This window comes from Streptomyces sp. NPDC042100, from assembly GCF_055582325.1.
Map to the genome: position 1 here is coordinate 54920 of NZ_JBVJDK010000021.1, position 15085 is coordinate 70004.

Here is a 15085-nt window from a genome sequence, read left to right on the forward strand (position 1 = left end):
TTCAGGCCTCCGTTCCCGCGCCGGACCGGCTGCGGGCGGCGATCGAGGACGCGAGGAAGTTGACGACGAGGGTCATCAGGAAGAGGGCGAGTCCGGCCGCCATCAGCGCCGACATGCCGAACGTGCTGGCGGAGCCGTAGCGCAGGGCGATGAGGGCGGAGACGGAGTTGGCGCCGTTCTGGAGGAGGTGCGGCTGTACGGCGAAGACCGGCGAGATGATCATGTAGACGGCGATGGTCTCGCCGAGCGCCCGGCCGAGGCCGAGCATGGTGCCGCCGATCACGCCGCCCCAGCCGTACGGGAGGACGACGGCGCGGATCATGCCCCAGCGGGTCCCGCCGAGGGCGAGCGCGCCCTCCCGTTCGCCGGCCGGGGCGCGGGAGAAGGTCTCCCGCATGACCGAGCAGGCGATGGGGGTGACCATGAGGGCGACGACGATCCCGGCCACGAAGGTCGAGGAGGTGTACACGGTGGTGGTCTGGAGCGGGTCGGCCGGGTCGGCGCCGTCGACCTCGAAGAGCGGGATCCAGGAGAGGTAGGTGGCCATCCAGCGGGACAGCCCGACGATCTCCTCCTGGAGGAAGAAGGCGCCCCAGAGGCCGAAGACGACGCTGGGGACGGCCGCCATCAGGTCCACCAGGCTGACCAGGGTCCGCTTCAGCCGGCGGGGCGCGTACTCGGAGATGTAGAGCGCGGTGCCGAGCGCCAGCGGCACGGCGAGGCCGATGGCGACCAGGCCGATGAGGACGGTGCCGGTGAGGACGGCGGCGATGCCGAAGCGGTGCGAGTCGGGCTCCCACACGGAGGTGGTGAGGAAGGAGCCGCCGGCGACGTCCAGGGCCTGGGCGGCGCGGTAGGCGAGGAAGACGCCGACGAGGAGCATCACGGCCAGCACCAGGGCCCCGCTGCCGCGGGCCGCGCCCCGGAAGATCCGGTCGGCGGGGGTGGCCTTGCCGCGCGGCGCCCGCTTCGTGTCGGTGCCCGCCTCGGGGACGAGGGCGCTCATCGCACCGCCGTCCGGGCGCCGGTGCCGCCGCCGGGCCTCGGCCGTCCGGGCGCCGGTTCGGCGAGCTCGGCGACGGGGAGTGCGTGGAGGAACCGCCCGAGGTTGGACTGGCAGTCCCGCTGGCGCTGGTAGGTGCGCCCGGCGACCGCCACGGGCCGTCCGTCGAGCTCCAGCCGCCAGGCCCAGCCGCCGCCCCCGCCGGTGGTGTCCGCGGTGCCGAGCGTCGCGCGGGCGTCCGCCACCCGCTCGCGCAGCCGCAGCAGCGCGGCCCGGCACTCCGCCGGGTCGGCGTACTCCTGGGCGCCTCGGCCCAGTTCGCGGTGGTTGGCCCCGACGAGCCGCCAGCCGAACCGCTGCGCCTCCCCCGCGGGTCTCTGGCGCGCTCCGGGCGTCACGTACAGGAATCGTGCCGGAACCATGGAAGACCACCCCCCTTTCTCTCTGAAAGCGCACTGAGAGTCCCGGACTTGTGTACGACCTGTGTGCACGGATGCGTGAAGGCCGAACGGAGGGCACATGAACGGAAAACGCCGGTGATCAAGGGGCCCCGGACGCCCCGGTCCGGCCGGGGAGAACGGGACGTCCCAAGCCGGCGGAGCGGCTTGGGACGTCCGTGTCGCGGTGTGGCCCCGGGCGGGGCCGGGTGGGTCAGATGGCCTGCCAGAGGGCGGGCACGTTCGGCGGCTCCCAGCCCTGGTAGGCGGTGTGCCCCTGGATGCACCGGTAGCGCACGCCGTTGTACGTGACGATGTCACCGGCCTTGTAGGTCGCCCCGAGCTGCCAGGTGGTCTCGCCGCCGCCCCCGCTCACCGTGAGCGTGTAGGTGGTGGTGTGGATGGCCGTGCCCGTGCCGGTGAGGGTCAGCGTGTACGTGCCGGCGGCGGTGCCGGCCGCGACCTGAACGGTGGCCGTGGCGGACTGCCCGGAGGTCACCGTGGCGGGCGAGAAGGACACGCTCACCCCGCTCGGCGCCCCCGAGGCGGACAGCCGCACGCTCTGCGCGGAGCCGCTGACGGTGGCGGTGCGGACGGTCACCGTGGCGGAGGAGCCGGGGGCGACGGTGCCCGAGGCCGGGTCGGCGGTGACGGAGAAGTCGTCCGTCGGCACCGACACGTCGCCGACCGAGGTCTTCCACACGGTGTAGGCGATGCCGTCCGCGCTGCGGTCCAGGGCGGTGGCGTTGATGTTCGACGTGGTGTCGCAGGCCGAGTGGTAGCAGGAGTCGTAGGCACGGCCCGCGGTGCCGCCCCACTTCGCGGCCTCGGCGGCGGACTTCACCGCGGAGGCGCCGGTCGCGTAGCCGGAGGTGGCGATGCCCGCCTGCTGGAAGGAGTAGTCGTCCGAGCGGCCCTGGCCCTCGACGTTCTCCTGCGGGGCGAGCCCGAGGGAGGCCCAGTACTCCTTCATGGGCGCGGCGGCGGCGGAGTTCAGGTTGTTGATGAAGTAGCCGCCGTTGAGCGAGGCCACCATGTCGAAGTTGTAGTACGCCTTGATCCGGGCGCGCTCGGCGGTGGGGAGCGTCCGGGTGTAGAAGGCGGAGCCGTTCAGGCCCTGCTCCTCGTCGGTCCACCAGGCGAAGCGCACCCGGTTCTTCATGGCGGGGTTGGTCCGGGCCAGGGTCAGCGCCGCCTCCAGGACGGCGGCGGAGCCGGAGCCGTTGTCGTTGATGCCGGGACCGGCGGAGACGCCGTCGAGGTGGGCGCCGAACATGTAGACGCTGTTGGCGTCGCCCTTGGGCCACTCGGCGACCAGGTTGTTGCCCGCCCCGGCGGTGCAGCCGGAGGTGCAGCTCTGCTCGGTGACGGTGAAGCCGGCCGCCGTGAGCTTGCCCTTCACATAGGCGAGCGAGTCGCGGTAACCGGTGCCGGTGGAGCGGCGGTTGCCGCCGTTCTGCGCGGCGATCGTGCCGAGCTGCGCCAGGTGGGCCTGGATCTGGGCCACGTCGACGTCCGGCGGGGTGGTGGGCGTGGTGCCGCCGCCGACGGTCAGCGTGTACTGGACGGTGTGGGTCTTGCCGCCCGCCGCGCCCTGGACCGTGATCGGGTACGTGCCGGCGGCGGTGCCCGTCGTGGTGGCGATCCGCAGCGTGGAGCTGGAGCCCGAGGTGACGGTGGCCGGGCTGAGGGTGACGGTCACCCCGGTGGGGGCGCCGGTGGCGGTCAGCGCGATCTGCTGGGCGGCGCCGGTGACGGTCGTGGTGTTGACCGTGGCGGTGGCGGCGGCCCCGGGGTCGACGCTGCCGGACGCGGGGACGAGCGCGAGGGAGAAGTCGCTCTGCTGGCCGGAACAGCTCGGGTCACCGGGCTGGGCGGGCACGCTGATCGCGTTCCAGGCGGCCTTCGTCGCGTCGAACAGGCCGCAGGAGGCGTCCAGGTTCTTCGCCGAGGTGAGGGTGGCGGTGCGGTACTGCTTGTAGGTCATGCCGCTGGTCTTGAGCAGCATCCCGCCGTAGAAGATCTTGCCGGCGTTCCGGATGCCCACGCCGGTCACCGTCGAGTTGTCGCAGGTGGGGCTGGTGGGCTTGCCGCCGCCGGGGTTGGAGCCCTCGGAGAGCAGGTAGAACCAGTGGTTGAGCGGTCCGGCCGCCGCGTGCTCCTCGGTGCTGGGGATCGAGGCCGAGTAGCAGTTGGGGTTGTTGCTGATCAGCGAGGGGTTGTACATGTTGCGGATCGGGCCGCGCCCCTGGAGGTTGATCATCTCGCCGACGGTGAAGTCGGGGGTGTCGTAGGGGGCGGGCTCGTTCGCGTACGCCTCGGTCAGGGCGCCCATGATGTCGCCGGTGCCCTCGCCCAGGCCGCTCTCGTGGTTGGCGCCGCCGGGGGTGAAGGAGTCGAGGCCGTGGCCGTACTCGTGGGCGACGACGTCGATGCCGGCGATCCACTTGTTGGCGGTGTTGCGGCCGATGGTGACGGTGGAGCCGTCCCAGTATGCGTTGAGGTCGTTGAGGCCGACCTTGGCGGGCCAGCTGCCGCCGTTGCCGTTGTGCCCGTTGCGGCCGAGCCAGTCGCGCAGCATGTCGGAGTTCTTCTGCGCGGCGAACATGACGTCGACGCAGCCGGTCTCCTTGCTGGTGGCGCTGCCGGTGCCCCAGTCGTCGGTGGCCTTGGTGAACAGGCCGCCGCTGTAGTCCGAGCACTGGAGTCCGGGCCGGGTGGTGTCGCGGAGCACGTAGTTGCTGCCCGAGCGGGAGGTGTCGATGGTCAGCGGGCTCGGGCCGTTCCACTCGCTGCGGCCGGTGCCGGCGCGCACCTCGTCGTAGCTGTCGACGATCTTGCCGGTGAGGGCGTTCACGAAGACGTGCAGCCTGCTGGGGCGCCGGTCGGCGGTGCTGCCGGTGACGACGGTCTCCCAGGCGAGGGCCTGCGCGCCGTCCTTGATCCGGACGACCAGGCGCGGCGTGCTCGCGCCCGTGACGGCGGCGACGCGGGCGCGGCTGAGCCGCTCGGCGCGGTCGGCGGTGACCTTGGCGGTGGTGGGCACGGCGACGGCGGAGCCGTCGGCGGACCGCACGGCCCGGACCTTGCCCTCGCCGTCCGCGAGGACGACCGCGTCGCCGCCGACCACGGGCAGGCCCCGGTAGGTGCGCTCGTAGGCGACGGAGAACAGGTCCCCGCCGCCCCAGGGGGTGACCCCCCGGCGGTCGTACCGCTCCTCGGAGTCGCCGGCGACGAGGGCGTCGAGGCCGCTGTTCACGGCCTGGTCGGCGGCGGCGACGGCCCGCGCGGCGGGCGAGGGTCCGGCCGCGGCGGGCCGGGGCGCGGCCTCGGCGAGGGTGACCGGAACCACCACCCCGAGGGTCAGGGCCAGGGAGGACATCCCGGCCACAGCGGCTTGTCTGAGCATCGTGGCTCCTTGTGAGAGGTGGGGGCTCCATCGACACCGCCGGTGACCGTTGCATGTCACCTGACGGGCGGCTGAACCCTCACACCGCCCCGCGCCCGGGTCAACGGCCCCACCGGCACCGTCCACTGCCGGCAAAAACCGGCAAGTCCCCTACGGGCCGGGCCCCTCAGCCGCCCGAGTCCAGCAGCAGCTCCCGGTAGGCCCGGACCTCCGGGACGTCCCGCCAGCGCCCGCTGAGCCTGCTGTGCAGCCCCCGCAGCTCGGCGCTGACCATGGACTCCCCCGCGCGCAGGGCGTCCCCGAGCACCTCGCCGGCCAGCACCGCGGCGGCGGCCGGGTCGCCCGCGCAGGCCCAGCTGTCGGCGAGCCGCAGGGTGAGCAGCAGCCGGGTGGCGGGCATCTGCGCGGGGACCTGGGCACAGGAGTGGGCGGTGACGGCGACCGCGCGGCGGGCCGTGGACCGGTCGCCGGTGACGACGGCCAGGTCGCGCAGCGCGCCGCCGATCGCGGAGTCCACCCGCATCTCGCCCTCGGTCCCCGCGAGCCAGGGCGCCTCCAGTAAGTCGCGGCCGCCGAGCCGGGCGAAGGTGCGGCGGGCCCGGGCGATCTGGCGGCGGCACTCGGCCGCGTCGCCCGCGAGCGCGTGGCCTCGGGCCTGGTAGAGCCCGGAGAGGGTGGCCATCCAGCGCCGCCCGGTGTCCACGGCGCCGACACCAGCGGCGTACGAGAGGAGCGAGCCGGCGTCGCCGTCGAGGCGGACCAGCGTGCACAGGTCGCTGAGCAGGGTGGCGCGCGCCGGGGCGTCCTGGACGGCGTCCGCCCACAGCAGCCCGTGGCCGAACCAGGCCATGGCCACGGCGCTCTGTCCGCGGGCCATCCGCAGCCGCCCGGCGACCTGGGCGTACTGGGCGGCGAGCCGGAGCTGTCCGTAGGGCAGCCGTCCGGCGGCGTCGACGGACTCGGCCCAGCGGACGAGGGCCCGCAGCAGCCCGTCGACGACGGTCACGACCCCGGCGTCGGGCGGCTGCCGGAAGGCCTCGCGGATCAGGGCGGCCAGCAGGGCGGTGAGCCCGTGCAGGACCTCCGGTTCGGCCGCCACCCGGCCCTGGGAGAGGGCGCCGACGGAGCCGGCGGAGAGGACGGACGGGCCACCGAGCAGTCCCGCCAGCTCCGCCGGTCCGGGGGCGGCGCAGCCGGCGGTGCCGTGCAGCGGGCAGACCAGTCCCTCGGCGGGCAGCCGCGCGGGCCACAGAGCCGGGTCGGGGGCGGGGTGACCGCCGGGGGTGTCGGTGCCGGGCAGGGGCGCGAAGAGCGCGGGATCGGCCCGGTTCCGGCCGGACACCCCGGACACCTCGCGGGGCGCGGCCAGCACCACGGCCAGTTCGCCGCCGGTCTCCAGGACGGCGTCGAGGCGGCGCACCAGCCCGAGGGGCGGCTCACGCAGCCCCGCCTCCAGCTTGCTGATCACCGAGTGGTGGTAGCCCACCCGCAGGCCGAGCTGCAGCTGGGTGAGTCCCGCGGCCCGGCGCCAGTGGCGCAGCCTCCGCCCGAACTCCGCCCACCGCGCCTCTCCGGTCCGCGCCGCTGATCCGCTCATGGGGGCTCCCTCCACCCGGCCACGCCTCGTGGCCCGCTCAGGGACAGCACAGGGGAGGGCGGGGGCGGCGTCAATGAGTTCGCCGAGGAAAGGTCTGGACCAAATTCGGCCTTCGCGCGGCCGGGTCGCGGAAGAGCCTCGCCTTCCGGCCCGGAAACGCAAAAAACCCCAGATCGACTGGGGTTCCCGCTGGTGTCCGAGGGGGGACTTGAACCCCCACGCCCGATAAAGGGCACTAGCACCTCAAGCTAGCGCGTCTGCCATTCCGCCACCCGGACGGGTGTATGTCGGCCGTGGGGTGTTCCCCGCGGCGACAGAGATCAATCTACCAGGTGTACGGAGTACCCCGGCGCGTTCCCCGTGGTCAGCCCCATCGACCCGAGGGGTGTGTTAGGCTCGGAGGCGTTGCAGTTGTGGTACCCATGAACCTCTTGCGTCTGACGGGAATACTTCTCTCATCAGGCGCATTTTGTTTTCCGGCATCTCCGGATGGGGCCTCTGCCTACAGAAGGAGAGTGTCATGGCACAGGGAACCGTGAAGTGGTTCAACTCGGAAAAGGGCTTCGGCTTCATCGAGCAGGACGGCGGCGGCCCGGACGTCTTCGCCCACTACTCGAACATCGCCACCCAGGGCTTCCGTGAGCTCCTCGAGGGCCAGCGCGTGTCCTTCGACGTCACGCAGGGCCAGAAGGGCCCGCAGGCGGAGAACATCGTCCCCGCCTGATCGCGCAGGTCGATATCTGCATCACCGGGGTCCGCACCGTTCGGTGCGGACCCCGGTTTTGCGCTGTTCTCCAGGAAGGTAGCCCCCACATGTCCCGCAAGGCCCCGAAGCCGAACCGGCGTGCCAAGTCGTCCCCCGCCCCCGTGGCGCCGCCGAGGGAGTTCCGGCTGCCGGAGAACACCACCCCCGGTCTTCCCCCCGTCGAGGACTTCGCCGACCTCGACATGCCCGCCGCGCTGCTGAAGACCCTCGCCGCGCAGGGCGTGACCGCCCCGTTCCCCATCCAGGCAGCCTCCCTGCCCGACTCGCTGACCGGCCGCGACCTGCTGGGCCGGGGCCGTACGGGCTCGGGCAAGACGCTCGCCTTCGGGCTCGCGCTGCTCGCGCGCACCGCCGGGCTGCGGGCCGAGCCGAAGGCGCCGCTGGCCCTGGTCATGGTGCCCACCCGGGAGCTCGCCCAGCAGGTGACCGACTCCCTCACCCCGTACGCGACGGCGGTCAACCTGCGGCTCACCACCGTGGTCGGCGGCCTGTCCGTGACCAAGCAGGCCAACGCGCTGCGGCGCGGCGCCGAGGTCCTGGTGGCCACCCCCGGGCGGCTGAACGACCTCGTCGAGCGGGGCGACTGCGTCCTGGACGACGTGCGGATCACGGTCCTCGACGAGGCCGACCAGATGACCGACATGGGCTTCCTGCCGCAGATCACCCGGCTGATCCAGCAGGTGCGGCCCGGCGGTCAGCACATGCTGTTCTCGGCGACCCTGGACGGCAACATCGACCGCCTGGTCCAGCGCTTCCTCAAGGACCCGGTCGTTCACTCCACCGACCCGTCCGCGGCCACGGTGACCTCCATGGAGCACCACGTGCTGCACGTGCCGGACGAGACCGACAAGAAGGCCGTCACGACGCGGATCGCGGCCCGCGACGGCCGGGTGATCCTCTTCATCGACACCAAGCGGGCCGCCGACCGGCTCGCCAAGCGGCTGCTGACGGCGGGCGTCCCGGCCGCCGCGCTGCACGGCGGGCGCTCGCAGAACCAGCGCACCCGGACCCTGGACCAGTTCAAGAACGGCCAGGTCACCGCGCTGGTCGCCACCAACGTGGCGGCCCGGGGCATCCACATCGACGACCTCGACCTCGTGGTCAACGTCGATCCCCCGACCGACCACAAGGACTACCTGCACCGGGGCGGGCGCACCGCCCGCGCCGGCACCTCCGGCAGCGTGGTCACCCTCGTCCTGCCGGAGCAGAAGCGGGACGTCCAGCAGCTCATGACGCACGCGGGCATCCGCCCGCTGACCACCCGCGTCACGTCCAGCGACCCGCAGCTCGCGGAGATCACCGGCGCCCGCGAGCCCTCCGGCGTGCCCGTCGTCCTCGACGTGCCGCAGCCGACGCCGCCGAAGACGGCGCGGCCGGCCCGCAGGTCCGGTCCGAAGAACGGCTCGCGCGGCGCCGCCGCCCCGGCGGCGGACGCCCCGGCCGAGGGCCGGCGGACCCGCGCGGCGGGCGGCGGGCGCTCCGGCGCCGCGGCGGCGCCCGCCGAGGGCTCCGGCACCCGGTCCCGGCGTCGCCGCCCGGCCGGCGGCGGCACGACCACCGCGGCGGGCGCGGGCACCCGGCGCGGCGGCCAGGGCGGCGGCGGTTCCCAGACCGGCGAGCGCCGGACCGGCGGCCGCTCCTCCGGCCGAGGCGCGGGCACGGGCGCGTCCGGCGGCGGCTCCGGCCGCGGCCGGGGCGACTCCGCCCGCGGCGGTGGCGGCGGACGGCGCGGCACGGCGGGCTGAGCCGGCCCGTACGACGACGAAGCCCCCGGCGGCACGGGACCTCCTCGGAGGCCTCCCGTGGCGCCGGGGGCTTCGGCATGCCGGCTACGGCTTGGGCAGCGTGCAGCCGGGCCGGTTGAGGTCGATCACGTTGCCCGCGCCGACGCACGGGACGATCGTGTAGGTCTCCTGGGCGTAGTTGATGCCCTGGCGGACCGTCACGGCGCCGTTCTGGTCGACCTCGCAGGGGTTGTTCAGGGTGCAGCTCTGGCCGCTCTCGTTGCCGGTGTTGTTGACGGCGACGACCTTGCCGGTGGTGGTGTCGACGACCGGCGAGCCGGAGGTGCCGCCGATGGTGTTGCAGGCGGAGGTGTAGCGGACCGAGTCCTTCCAGGTCCACTCGCCTTCCTTGAGGCGGTAGGCGAAGCCGTCGACGTTGCAGCTGTAGATCCGCTTCCAGTAGCCGGACACCACCTTGATCGACGAACCCTGGGCCGGGTGGGCGTCGTTGAGGGTGAGGGCCGCGATGCCGTACTGGCTCTGGATCTGGGCGTACGTCTTGGTGAGCTGGTAGATCGAGATGTCCGTGTCGGTCATCGTGGCGTACGAGATCTTGCTGGCGCGCAGCGTGGCGACCTTGGTCCCGGCCGAGTTGAGCAGCGAGAAGGAGCGGCTGGAGCTCACGTCCTTGACGACCTGTCCGGCGGCCGGCATCCCGGACTCCAGACAGTGCCCGTTGGAGAGGATCAGTCCGGGGTCGGAGGGCTGCGAGTTCGGCATCCGGACCAGGGAGCCGGAGCAGTTGCTGAGCGCGACGGTGCCCGCGAAGTCGACGGCGAGGGCCGCCGTGGCCTTGGGTGCGGCCGCCGGGGCCTCGGGGGCGGACGCCAGGGCCGGGGCCGCGCCCGCTCCGGTCAGGAGCAGCGCGAGCAGAGCGCCGACGAGAGGCTTCTTCATGTGGGGGTTCCCCTCTGGACATGCAACCGAAGACCCTCCGGTTGTCATGTGCATTCTTAGAACAGCGGCCCCAACCCACAAGAGGGCCTCACGAATCGAGCCACCCCCCGCACCCGCCCCCGGCTCAGCCGCCCAGCACCTCCACGTGGTCCCCCACCGCCACCACCAGCACCCGCGTCCCCGGCGCGGCGGTGCGCCAGCGGTGCCGGACGCCACCGGACATCAGCAGGGAGTCGCCTCGTCCCAGCCGGTGGATCCGGCCCTCGGCCTCCACCTCCACCGCGCCCTCCGCCACGTACATCAGCTCGTCGTTGCGGTGCCGGAACTCCCGGTCCGCCTCCTGCTCCCCGGTGAACTCCAGCGCGTGCAGCTGGTGCCGCCCGCGCACCAGCGGCCGGACCCGCGCGGCGCCCGGTCCGTCCCCGCCCGGCCCGCCGGCGCTCAGCCCGTCGCCGTCGCCCGCCCGGACCACCTCGACCGTGCGGGTCTCGTCGGAGGCGGCCAGCAGTTGCACGGCGGTCGTGTCGAGCGCGTCCGCGATCCGCTGCAGCGAGCGCATGCTCGGCCGCGCCCGGTCGTTCTCGATCTGGCTGAGGAACGGCGAGGACAGCCCGCTCCGCCCCGCGAGGTCGGCGAGCGTCAGCCCCAGCGCGCGCCGCCGTCGGCGCACGGCCGCCCCGACCCTCGGCGTGTTCGCACCGTCCATGTCCGCCTCCGCCCGCCCTTTCCCCACCCCCGCGCCGCCCGGCGCGCGGCGCGCGCTCCCGCCGCCCAACGGCACCCTACGCCGCCCGCGCCGCCGATCCGGAGACGGTTTCGCACTCCCGACACACGCCCGTCACATGACACCTCTAGCTTCAAAGTCGGTTGCTCTCATCAAAGAAACTTTGACGACTCGACGCCCAGGAGGCGCGCCCCGCCATGCCCGTGATCGACCAGAACTCCCGCCGCCGACGCCCCACCGGACTCATCGCCCTCGACGAGGACGCCGCCTCCCCCGGCTACACCCTCTACGCCCCGCTCACCGGCACCGGCCAGGTCCACCTCGTCGACCTGCACGGCCGCGAGGCGCACCGCTGGGAGCTGCCCTACCGCCCCGGCCGGCACGCCCGGCTGCTCACCGACGGGACCCTCGCCTACAACGGCGTACTCCCCGGCGAGCGCGCCCTGTTCCCGATGTGGCACAAGTACCGAGGCGGCGTGATGCTGAAGGCCGCGCCCGACGGCACGGTCCTGGGCGAGCACCGCGACCCCCTCCAGCACCACGACGCCCACCACCTCGACGACGGGCGCGTCCTCTACACCGCGCTCGAAGCCCTCACCGGCGAGGACGCCTCGGCCGTCCGGGGCGGGGTGCCCGGCTCCGAGGCCGCCGACGGCACCGTCTGGGCCGACACCATCCGCGAAGTCGGCCCGGACGGCGAGCTCCTGTGGTCCTGGCGCGCCGCCGAACACCTCGACCGCGCGGAGTTCCCGCTGCACGAGGCGTACGCCCGCGAGCACTGGCCGCTGATCAACAGCGTCACCCCGCTGCGCGACGGCAACATCCTGGCCAGCCTGCGCAGCGTCTCCGCCGTCGTCGTCATCAGCCGCGCGACGGGCGCGATCCTGTGGCGCAGCCTCCCCGGCACCGTCAGCCAGCAGCACGCCCCCACCGAACTCGCCGACGGCCGCCTGCTCGTCTTCGACAACGGCGTCTTCCGCCCCGGTCACGACGTCCCCCACTCCCGGATCGTGGAGCTCGACCGGGACACCGGCGAGGTCGTCTGGGACTACCGCGACCCGGCCCGCGAGTTCTTCTTCGCGCCCTTCATGGGCTCCGCCCAGCGCCTGCCCAACGGCAACACCCTCGTCACCGACTCCCCCTCCGGGCGCCTCTTCGAGGTCACCAGGGACGGCTACCTGTGCTGGGAGTACGTCGTGCCGTACTTCGCCGGCTACGCGGAGAGCGAGGTCCGCGGGCTGTTCCCGGCCGAGCCCAACGCCGTCTTCCGCGCCTACCGTTACACCGCCGAGGAGATCCCCTGGCTGGAGGCCACGGCATGAGCGCCGCCCCCGCGCGCGACGCCGCGACCCCGACCACGACCGCCCCGGCACCGGCACCGGACCCCGCCGACGCCCCCGTACCGGCGCACCGGCTGCTGCCGCTCGCCGCGCAGCACGTGCTGGCGATGATCGCCGCGCCCGTGTCGACCGTCTTCCTCGTCGCCGGCACCCTGCGGCTCTCCCCCGGCGCCGCCGCCTCGCTGCTCAGCGCCGTGCTGCTGCTCTGCGGCGCGGGCGCCCTGCTCCAGTCCCTCGGTGTGTGGCGGATCGGCGGCCGGCTCCCGTTCGTCATGCTGCCCGGCGGCGCGGCGACCGCCCTCTTCCTCCAGATCGCCCAGGACCACGGCGCCGCCACCGCCACCGGCTCCGTGCTCCTCGCGGCGGCCCTCCTGGTGGCCGTCCTCCCGCTCTACGGGCGGATCGTGCGGCTCTTCCCGCCCCTGGTCATGGGCGTGACCGTGCTGCTCATCGGCGTCGCGATGATCCGCGTCGCCGCCCGGCTCGTCACCGGACCCGACGGCACCGGCGAGCCGCGCGCGGTGCTCCTCGCCGCGCTCACCGTCGCCGCGACCGTCACCGCCTACGTACTGCTGCGCGGGGTCTGGCGGCAGACCGCCGTCCTCATCGGCATGGCCGCCGGGACGCTCGTCGCCGTCGTCACCGGACTCGGCGCCTTCACCCCCGCGGCGGGCGACGGCTTCGCGCTGCCCGCCCTCCTGCCGTACGGGACGCCCCGCTTCGACCTGATCGCCGCCCTGCCGCTGCTGATCTTCAGCCTGACCACGCTGGCCGAGATCACCGGCCAGACCGTCCTCAACAGCGAGACCGTCGGCCGGACCCCCGACCCGGGACGCGACGTGCCCCGGGTCGCCCGCGCCGACGCCCTGGTCTCGCTCGCCGGCGGCCTGTTCGGCACCTCCCTCATGGTCACCAGCGCGGAGAACATCGGCATCGGGCGCCTCACCGGGGTCCGCAGCCGCTTCGTCACGGCGGGCGCGGGCGTGCTCCTGATCGTCCTCGGCGTGGCCACCCCCGTCTCCCGCGCCCTCGCCGGGATCCCCGAGGCCGTCGTCGGCGGCTCCGCGCTCGTCGTGTACGCCGTGATCGCGGTGATGGGCGTCGAGATGCTCCGCCGCGCGGACCTCTCCGGCACCGGCACGGGCTCGCTGACCGCCGCCCTCGCCCTCACGGTGGGCCTGCTCCCCCTGCTCGTCCCCGACCTGTACGCGGGCTTCCCCGGCTGGGCCCGCACCGTCCTCGGCAGCGGCGTCGTGGCCGGCACCCTCACCGCCGTCCTCCTGACCGCGCTCCTGGGCCGGGCGCGGGGTCCGGCGCCGGAGCGGGGGGAGGGTCCGTGACAGGGGCCCCGGGCCGCGTGGGGAGCCATACCGAAAGACCCGGGGGCCGGAGCGGTGGTGTGCCGCTGCGGCCCCCGGGCCGGGGCGTTTCGGTGGGGCGGTCAGGACTGCTCGTCCTCCGGGATGCTGACCAGCCAGCGGGTGTCGCGGCGCGGGCGCAGGTAGAAGGCCCAGTAGAGGGTGGCGACGGCGGTGATGCCGCCGGTCCACAGCAGGTACTCGGTGTCCTGCATGTACAGGACGTACGCGAGGACGCCGATGAGGAGGACCGGTACGGCCGGCCACAGCGGCATCCGCCAGGCCGGGACCTCGCGGTGCGCGCCCCGGCGGCTGAACAGGGCGGCGACCGCGACCAGCAGGTACATGCCGGTGACGGAGACGCCCGTCACGCCGTACAGGGTGTCGAGGTTGACGAAGCAGAGGGCCGCGCCGGGGACGCCGACGGCGAGGGTGGCCACCCAGGGGGAGCCGAAGCGGCCGAGCCGGGAGAGGGCGTTGTTCACGGGCTCCGGCCACGCCTTGTCGCGGGCGGAGGCGAACAGGACGCGGGAGTTCTGGATGACCATGACGATGCCGGCGTTGACGATGGCCAGCGCGACGCAGAGGCTGATGAAGGTGCCGACGGCGGAGTTGGACCAGGCGGTGATCATGCCGCTGATGTCGCCGCCGGTGAGGGTCTCCAGGTCGCCGGCGCCGAGGGTGATGGCGATGACGGGGACCAGGATGACGGCGGTGGAGATGGCCAGCGTGGCGAGGACGGTGCGGGCCACGTTGCGGCGCGGGTTCTCCAGCTCCTCGGAGAGGTAGACGGCCGTCGAGAAGCCCTGGGTGACGAAGAGGGCGATGGCGAGGCCGGAGACCACCATGGCGCCGGTGACCAGCGAGTGCCCGCCGCCCGCCGAGGCGACCTCGCCGTGGACGAGGGCGCCGGCGCCGCGCTGCGTGTGGGAGAAGCCGAGGACCGCGACGATGCCCGCGGCGACGACCTCCAGGACCAGGAAGATGCCGGTGATCCAGGCGTTGGCCCGCAGGTCGAGCAGGCCCGCGAGGGTGGCGAGGATCATCACGCCGGCCCCCGCGACCGGGGCCGGGATGTGGACCAGGGGCGCGAGGTAGTCGGCGGTCCCCATGGCGATCACCGGGGGAACGATCATCACCACCAGCAGCGACAGCACGAACACCAGCCAGCCGGCGAGCCGGCCCGAGAGGGTGGAGACGATGGCGTACTCGCCGCCCGCGCTCGGGATCAGGGTGCCCAGCTCGGAGTAGCAGAACGCCACGCCGATGCAGAGCAGCGAGCCGATGGCGATGGTGAGCGCCGCGTAGGTGCCGACGCCGTCGAAGAGGTCGGGGACGACCACGAAGAGGGTCGAGGCGGGTGTCACGCACGAGAGCGTGAGCAGGGTGCCGCCCACGACACCGATGGAACGCTTGAGTTTCCGCGGCACGGGTTCGGTCTGGGGGGCCAACGCGTGCGGGGCGCTGAGGGTGTCCGTCATCAGGCGGTTCCGATCGGTGCGAGCGGTGTTTCCGAGCGGGAGCGGTATCGCCTCCGAGGCGTCCGGTGTCAGATGGGTCCGTGGCTCCCGGGCTGAATGGAAGCTCGGGCGGAACCGCCGGTCAATGGGTGTCCCGCTGCGGAATCCGTTGTTCCAGGATGCCCGAGGACCCACCGGGGGCGCTAAGAACGCGCTAAGACGCCGTCATCGGCGCGTACGGGAACCGCAGCCCTCGCACCAGGACTTTTCCCGCGCTTTACCCCGGGTACGGCCGCGCCGGTCCCTCCGG

Annotated in this window: 11 protein-coding genes and 1 tRNA gene; 4 read left to right on the forward strand and 8 right to left on the reverse strand. The window is 73.6% G+C overall.

The window, feature by feature from the left end:
* Position 1: 1 nt before the first annotated feature.
* From pstC to ACZ6J5_RS33030, 5 genes are all read right to left on the reverse strand, one after another.
* Positions 2–1006, reverse strand: coding sequence for a phosphate ABC transporter permease subunit PstC (gene pstC, locus ACZ6J5_RS33010; RefSeq protein ID WP_469397609.1), 1005 nt, complete (start codon positions 1004–1006; stop codon positions 2–4).
* Positions 1003–1425: a YegP family protein gene (locus ACZ6J5_RS33015; protein ID WP_469397611.1), complete on the reverse strand. Its 423-nt coding sequence runs from the start codon at positions 1423–1425 to the stop codon at positions 1003–1005. The genes pstC and ACZ6J5_RS33015 overlap by 4 nt, the downstream gene beginning before the upstream one ends.
* 229 nt (positions 1426–1654) lie before the next feature.
* Complete coding sequence (locus tag ACZ6J5_RS33020) at positions 1655–4849, reverse strand: M20/M25/M40 family metallo-hydrolase (protein ID WP_469397612.1); 3195 nt, start codon at positions 4847–4849, stop codon at positions 1655–1657.
* Positions 4850–5015: 166 nt separating this feature from the next.
* The gene (locus tag ACZ6J5_RS33025; RefSeq protein WP_469397613.1) at positions 5016–6446 is read right to left on the reverse strand and encodes a helix-turn-helix domain-containing protein; all 1431 of its coding nucleotides are present in this window, start codon (positions 6444–6446) and stop codon (positions 5016–5018) included.
* A gap of 190 nt (positions 6447–6636) precedes the next feature.
* Positions 6637–6724, reverse strand: a tRNA-Leu gene (locus ACZ6J5_RS33030).
* A 242-nt stretch (positions 6725–6966) separates the two neighbouring features.
* On the opposite strand from ACZ6J5_RS33030, the gene ACZ6J5_RS33035 reads away from it, so the two are divergent.
* Together ACZ6J5_RS33035 and ACZ6J5_RS33040 are read left to right on the forward strand one after the other, a co-directional pair.
* Positions 6967–7170: a cold-shock protein gene (locus ACZ6J5_RS33035; RefSeq protein ID WP_360247276.1), complete on the forward strand. Its 204-nt coding sequence runs from the start codon at positions 6967–6969 to the stop codon at positions 7168–7170.
* A gap of 89 nt (positions 7171–7259) precedes the next feature.
* Positions 7260–8957, forward strand: a complete 1698-nt coding sequence (locus ACZ6J5_RS33040; RefSeq protein ID WP_469397615.1) for a DEAD/DEAH box helicase — start codon at positions 7260–7262, stop codon at positions 8955–8957.
* A gap of 84 nt (positions 8958–9041) precedes the next feature.
* Here ACZ6J5_RS33040 and ACZ6J5_RS33045 read toward each other — a convergent pair whose 3' ends face one another.
* Positions 9042–9893 (reverse strand): S1 family peptidase, encoded by an 852-nt coding sequence (locus tag ACZ6J5_RS33045; protein WP_469397616.1) that lies wholly within the window; start codon positions 9891–9893, stop codon positions 9042–9044.
* A 124-nt stretch (positions 9894–10017) separates the two neighbouring features.
* The gene (locus ACZ6J5_RS33050) at positions 10018–10599 is read right to left on the reverse strand and encodes a helix-turn-helix domain-containing protein (protein WP_469397617.1); all 582 of its coding nucleotides are present in this window, start codon (positions 10597–10599) and stop codon (positions 10018–10020) included.
* A gap of 215 nt (positions 10600–10814) precedes the next feature.
* Between ACZ6J5_RS33050 and ACZ6J5_RS33055 the strand changes: the two genes are divergently transcribed.
* Together ACZ6J5_RS33055 and ACZ6J5_RS33060 are read left to right on the forward strand one after the other, a co-directional pair.
* Complete coding sequence (locus tag ACZ6J5_RS33055; RefSeq protein ID WP_469397618.1) at positions 10815–11939, forward strand: arylsulfotransferase family protein; 1125 nt, start codon at positions 10815–10817, stop codon at positions 11937–11939.
* Entirely contained in the window at positions 11936–13297 is a 1362-nt protein-coding gene (locus ACZ6J5_RS33060; protein ID WP_469397619.1) for a uracil-xanthine permease family protein, read from the forward strand. Before ACZ6J5_RS33055 ends, ACZ6J5_RS33060 begins: the two co-directional genes overlap by 4 nt.
* Positions 13298–13398: 101 nt before the next feature.
* Here the strand turns inward: ACZ6J5_RS33060 and ACZ6J5_RS33065 are convergent, their stop codons facing one another.
* Positions 13399–14796 carry an APC family permease gene (locus ACZ6J5_RS33065; protein ID WP_469397620.1) on the reverse strand — a complete coding sequence of 466 codons (1398 nt, stop codon included), beginning with the start codon at positions 14794–14796 and terminating at the stop codon, positions 13399–13401.
* Between the last annotated feature and the right edge of the window lie 289 nt (positions 14797–15085).

Coding starts and splice junctions, on each gene's coding strand:
- pstC (WP_469397609.1), bottom strand. CDS start 1,006: ATGAGCGCCCTCGTCCCCGAGGCGGGCACCGACACGAAGCGGGCGCCG.
- ACZ6J5_RS33015 (WP_469397611.1), bottom strand. CDS start 1,425: ATGGTTCCGGCACGATTCCTGTACGTGACGCCCGGAGCGCGCCAGAGA.
- ACZ6J5_RS33020 (WP_469397612.1), bottom strand. CDS start 4,849: ATGCTCAGACAAGCCGCTGTGGCCGGGATGTCCTCCCTGGCCCTGACC.
- ACZ6J5_RS33025 (WP_469397613.1), bottom strand. CDS start 6,446: ATGAGCGGATCAGCGGCGCGGACCGGAGAGGCGCGGTGGGCGGAGTTC.
- ACZ6J5_RS33035 (WP_360247276.1), top strand. CDS start 6,967: ATGGCACAGGGAACCGTGAAGTGGTTCAACTCGGAAAAGGGCTTCGGC.
- ACZ6J5_RS33040 (WP_469397615.1), top strand. CDS start 7,260: ATGTCCCGCAAGGCCCCGAAGCCGAACCGGCGTGCCAAGTCGTCCCCC.
- ACZ6J5_RS33045 (WP_469397616.1), bottom strand. CDS start 9,893: ATGAAGAAGCCTCTCGTCGGCGCTCTGCTCGCGCTGCTCCTGACCGGA.
- ACZ6J5_RS33050 (WP_469397617.1), bottom strand. CDS start 10,599: ATGGACGGTGCGAACACGCCGAGGGTCGGGGCGGCCGTGCGCCGACGG.
- ACZ6J5_RS33055 (WP_469397618.1), top strand. CDS start 10,815: ATGCCCGTGATCGACCAGAACTCCCGCCGCCGACGCCCCACCGGACTC.
- ACZ6J5_RS33060 (WP_469397619.1), top strand. CDS start 11,936: ATGAGCGCCGCCCCCGCGCGCGACGCCGCGACCCCGACCACGACCGCC.
- ACZ6J5_RS33065 (WP_469397620.1), bottom strand. CDS start 14,796: ATGACGGACACCCTCAGCGCCCCGCACGCGTTGGCCCCCCAGACCGAA.